Origin of the sequence: Levilactobacillus acidifarinae DSM 19394 = JCM 15949, from assembly GCF_001434835.1 — a bacterium.
GTDB classification, from domain to species: domain Bacteria; phylum Bacillota; class Bacilli; order Lactobacillales; family Lactobacillaceae; genus Levilactobacillus; species Levilactobacillus acidifarinae.
Map to the genome: position 1 here is coordinate 1 of NZ_AZDV01000018.1, position 3,622 is coordinate 3,622.

Here is a 3,622-nt window from a genome sequence, read left to right on the forward strand (position 1 = left end):
ACACATATTTGGTTTGTCGAAACAATGTTCAGTTTTCAAAGGTCTACCAAGTTGTCTTTCGTAACAGACAACTTAATCATCATATCATTTGGAAGATGTGATGTCAACAACTAATTTCAATTAATTATTTTCAATCAACTGATTTGCGTTGCTGATGTGCCATCGCTATTTGACAGCTTAATTAATATACCATTGGGTCCTAGGACCTGTCAACGGATTTTTAAATAAAATCTGATGGCTGAATCTAAGAATCTTACTAAATCAGCGGTTAAACGGCTATTTTACAACGTTTTACCCGTTTATCAGTCGACGAAAAAGTGCTCATGATCTTCATTGATCATGAGCACAAATCCTCTATTACTTCTAAAACAACTAATCAGCTACCGTTTGTCCGGCCGCGTTTACCGAAAAGCGACCTTCACCATTATGAATGACGATATAACCATCGTCCCCCGCTTGAATTGCCGTTGGTTGCGCCTCGTCTTCGCCAAAGTCGGCCGCCGTTAAGATGGTGTTAGTCTTTTCATCGTAAAGGCCACCCATTCCAATCTTAGTATAGGCCTTATGCAACATCGCATCGCGGTGTCCCCAGTTAGAAACCGCATCATTATAGATATATTCGTAAACGTTTTGTTTGGCCACGTCGGCCGCATCATGGATACCCGTTACGTGAATCGTGGCTGTCGTTCCATAGTCTCCTTCGCCGCCACTGACTTCAGCGATATTTTCTGCGGTCCAATCCGTCCCAAACTGTTTTGCTAAAGCGGCCACGTAGAGGTAACCATCCGCATCATAGCGGGAGAAGTTGTTGACTAATTGGGGTCCCCGGGCTTGCGCCACTTCATCAAGCTGGTTATCCTCTTTCAGCGGTTGTAACTTACGCTTACGCCGCTCTTGGTTCAATACCTGCAGAAAGGTTGAACGATAAAGCGTCACATTAAACGTTTGAAATTCGGGGACAGCCTAGTCATCGGTCACTGTCGGTTGTTGCGTCGTCACCTTGTTAGTCGGCAAGCTTTTCTTGACGGGATAGACTCTGGTTAAGTCGCTGTGCCGAATATACTCATAGACCTTGGTTTTTCCCTTATGTACCGTATAGATATAGTTGTACTGAACCTTTTTACCCTTAGTCCGCTGCACGATAATGGCCGACTTACTCCGAAAAAGTTGTTTGAGATATCGACTCATCTGGTGATACTTCACCCTGGTTAGTTTACGCGAGGTATAAGGACTTCCCCTTTTACGTGATACGTTAAAGCGGGATCATAAATCCGATACCCCACAATCTTGGCCGCCCGTGTTGTCTTAGCTGCGGCGGGTTTCGCACTCCCCAGCATTGCAACCACGACAACCGTTATTAGGCCCACCGACTTTGTTATCCGCACAAGCCTCAATCCCCTTTTTGAAATAATTGTTGTTTATCCGCAGAAGGTCTCGCCCGCCTCCGGTCTAAAATCAGTATACTTCTGCAAAGCAACCATTTATAGGGATAAACGGTCCAGCGAATTAATCGTAAACAAAAAGGGTCCCCGGAACACACTCCGTTAGGGACCCATCTAAAGCCGCTTATTGGATTTGAACCAACGACCTCTTCCTTACCATGGAAACGCTCTACCTTCTGAGCTAAAGCGGCATTTATTCTATTATTACTGAAAACCAGTGAACTGACAATAGGTGCTACGGAGAAATTCGATTTTTACTTCTGATTTACGATGGACCGTTCCCTACACCTTCCTAACGAATTCTACCGGTGATTCCTGCCGAATCAATAGCGTAAGGATGAAGCCAGCGAAGTTTTAAAGTGTACGATGAACCAAGATCAGTTTCGTTTGATGAACATGACATAGCCGGATTTTTTGATTTTCAGATTACTGACGTTCCGTTACACACATCTATATTCAACAAAAGCAAATAAGCAGTCGGGTAAACCAAACATACGCGTGAACAGAAACAAGTATGCTAAAAAATGTCTAAAAATGAAAATCCTGAACTACTTCAATCACGGTCTCTAACGGAAGTGGCGCTCCTGTCACCAAGTTTGTAGCCACTGCTTGATAGATGACTCGGGCTCGCAACTGATCCCGAAAACGATCCTCCGCATTCGGAGCCGACTGTTGAATTAAGTCAATCAAAACGGGTAAGAATTCCTTTTCGACCATGGGAAACAGTTCTTGATAACTGAACGGACAATGCGTTTTAATCTGTTGAAGGTAGTCCTGAATGGCGCGACAGCTTTGAACCACCCGTTGCGCCATGGGCACCTGACGCCAACTCAACGGCAACACTTCTGCTACTGACGTTGCCATCATCTGTTCGAACAAGTCATATTTATCTTGATAATGGGCATAAAACGTCGCCCGATTCACCTGCGCCCCTTGCGTAATATTGGCAATCGTAATCTTGTCTAACGGGCGTTTTTCTAACAGTGCTAAAAAGGCGGTCCGAATTTTTTGATCCGTCTCAGTTGCCCGTACATGTTGCACCTTCATTCGTCATTTCCTCCTTAAACCAACAATCAATCGGCATTGTTGGTTGTCGTGCCTCGCAGACGTGAGTATCCTTATTATCACAACAGTCGTTGCTTTTATCAAGCACATTCATTTAAGGAGAATATTTCATGAAAACACTTATTATTTTGGGAGCCGGACCCGGCTTAGGTTTGTCACTCGCCAAAACTTTTGGTCATCACGATTATCAAGTCGCACTGGTTGCTCGCAATCCGACCACGTTGGCCCACTTAGGTACCACCCTTGCATCCCAGAATATTCAGTATCACGTCTATTCAACCGACGTCACCGACCCATTGGCTTTGCGGAGAACCCTCACCCAAATCGTGAGGGACCTGGGCGAAGTTTCGGTAGTAGAATTTAGTCCCTACGCTGGACCGCAATTTTTCCGGGATGTTCAGTCCATGACCCCAGCTGACGTACAACAACAATTCGATCTGAACGTTCTACCTGCCGTCCAACTCGTTCAAACCCTTCTCCCAACGCTTCAGAAGAGCCCTGACCCGGCCATTCTGTTCAACTCCGGGATTAGTGCAATCTACCCCCTACCACAACTTGGTAATACGGGTATCGCGGTTGCTGGACTACGTAACTACGCACAAAATTTACACCAGATACTAGAACCACAGGGAATATACGTCGGATTTCTGGCTATCGCCACGCAAATCGCACCTGGTACACCAGGTGATCCGGATAAGATTGCCGCGAAATGGTATCAGATGGTGCAAGACCGAACTACCTTTGAGGCCATTTTCCCCGCCGAAGCGGCCCAACAGTTCAACCAGCTATAAACATCAACGCTCCCCACATCCGTTCTGGGGAGCGTTTTGGTATGCGTAATTAGGATGATACCTCCAACTTCTTATACCTTGGAGAACAATTTTTAATTTTTGCCCATCATTATAGAAAAAACATACTTAATTGTGGCTTATTTAACTTGGGCAATGTCATTATGCAGTGATGGGAATTCCTACATCAGATTGATGACTCAACCTGTTTTCTGCGGAATCAGGTTGGGCTTGATTTAATAATTTATGATACAAAAAAAGGAACTCATCGCTGAGTTCCTACCGTTGCGTGGCAACGTCCTATCCTTGCAGGGGGCGATCCCCCAA

General features: G+C 45.2%; 4 protein-coding genes and 1 tRNA gene. 1 reads left to right on the forward strand and 4 read right to left on the reverse strand.

Features of this window, described 5'->3' with window-relative positions; translation table 11 throughout:
- Positions 1-372: 372 nt before the first annotated feature.
- The 4 genes from FD25_RS06720 to FD25_RS06735 all read right to left on the reverse strand — a co-directional run bounded on the left by FD25_RS06720 (position 373) and on the right by FD25_RS06735 (position 2,489).
- On the reverse strand, positions 373-936 hold the full coding sequence (locus FD25_RS06720; protein WP_083484109.1) for a CAP domain-containing protein: 564 nt from the start codon (positions 934-936) through the stop codon (positions 373-375).
- Positions 937-963: 27 nt separating this feature from the next.
- A complete protein-coding gene (locus FD25_RS06725) occupies positions 964-1,188 on the reverse strand; it encodes a hypothetical protein (RefSeq protein ID WP_057802897.1) in 225 nt (74 codons plus the stop codon).
- 372 nt (positions 1,189-1,560) lie between these two features.
- Positions 1,561-1,633: transfer RNA gene (locus tag FD25_RS06730), tRNA-Thr, on the reverse strand.
- Between the two features lie 337 nt (positions 1,634-1,970).
- Complete coding sequence (locus FD25_RS06735; RefSeq protein ID WP_057802898.1) at positions 1,971-2,489, reverse strand: TetR/AcrR family transcriptional regulator; 519 nt, start codon at positions 2,487-2,489, stop codon at positions 1,971-1,973.
- A gap of 128 nt (positions 2,490-2,617) precedes the next feature.
- On the opposite strand from FD25_RS06735, the gene FD25_RS06740 reads away from it, so the two are divergent.
- Positions 2,618-3,298: an SDR family NAD(P)-dependent oxidoreductase gene (locus tag FD25_RS06740; RefSeq protein WP_083484110.1), complete on the forward strand. Its 681-nt coding sequence runs from the start codon at positions 2,618-2,620 to the stop codon at positions 3,296-3,298.
- The last annotated feature ends 324 nt before the right edge of the window (positions 3,299-3,622 follow it).

Excerpts from the sequence above, each read along its gene's own strand:
- FD25_RS06740 (WP_083484110.1), top strand. The coding sequence starts at position 2,618 with ATGAAAACACTTATTATTTTGGGAGCCGGACCCGGCTTAGGTTTGTCA.
- FD25_RS06735 (WP_057802898.1), bottom strand. The coding sequence starts at position 2,489 with ATGAAGGTGCAACATGTACGGGCAACTGAGACGGATCAAAAAATTCGG.
- FD25_RS06725 (WP_057802897.1), bottom strand. The coding sequence starts at position 1,188 with ATGAGTCGATATCTCAAACAACTTTTTCGGAGTAAGTCGGCCATTATC.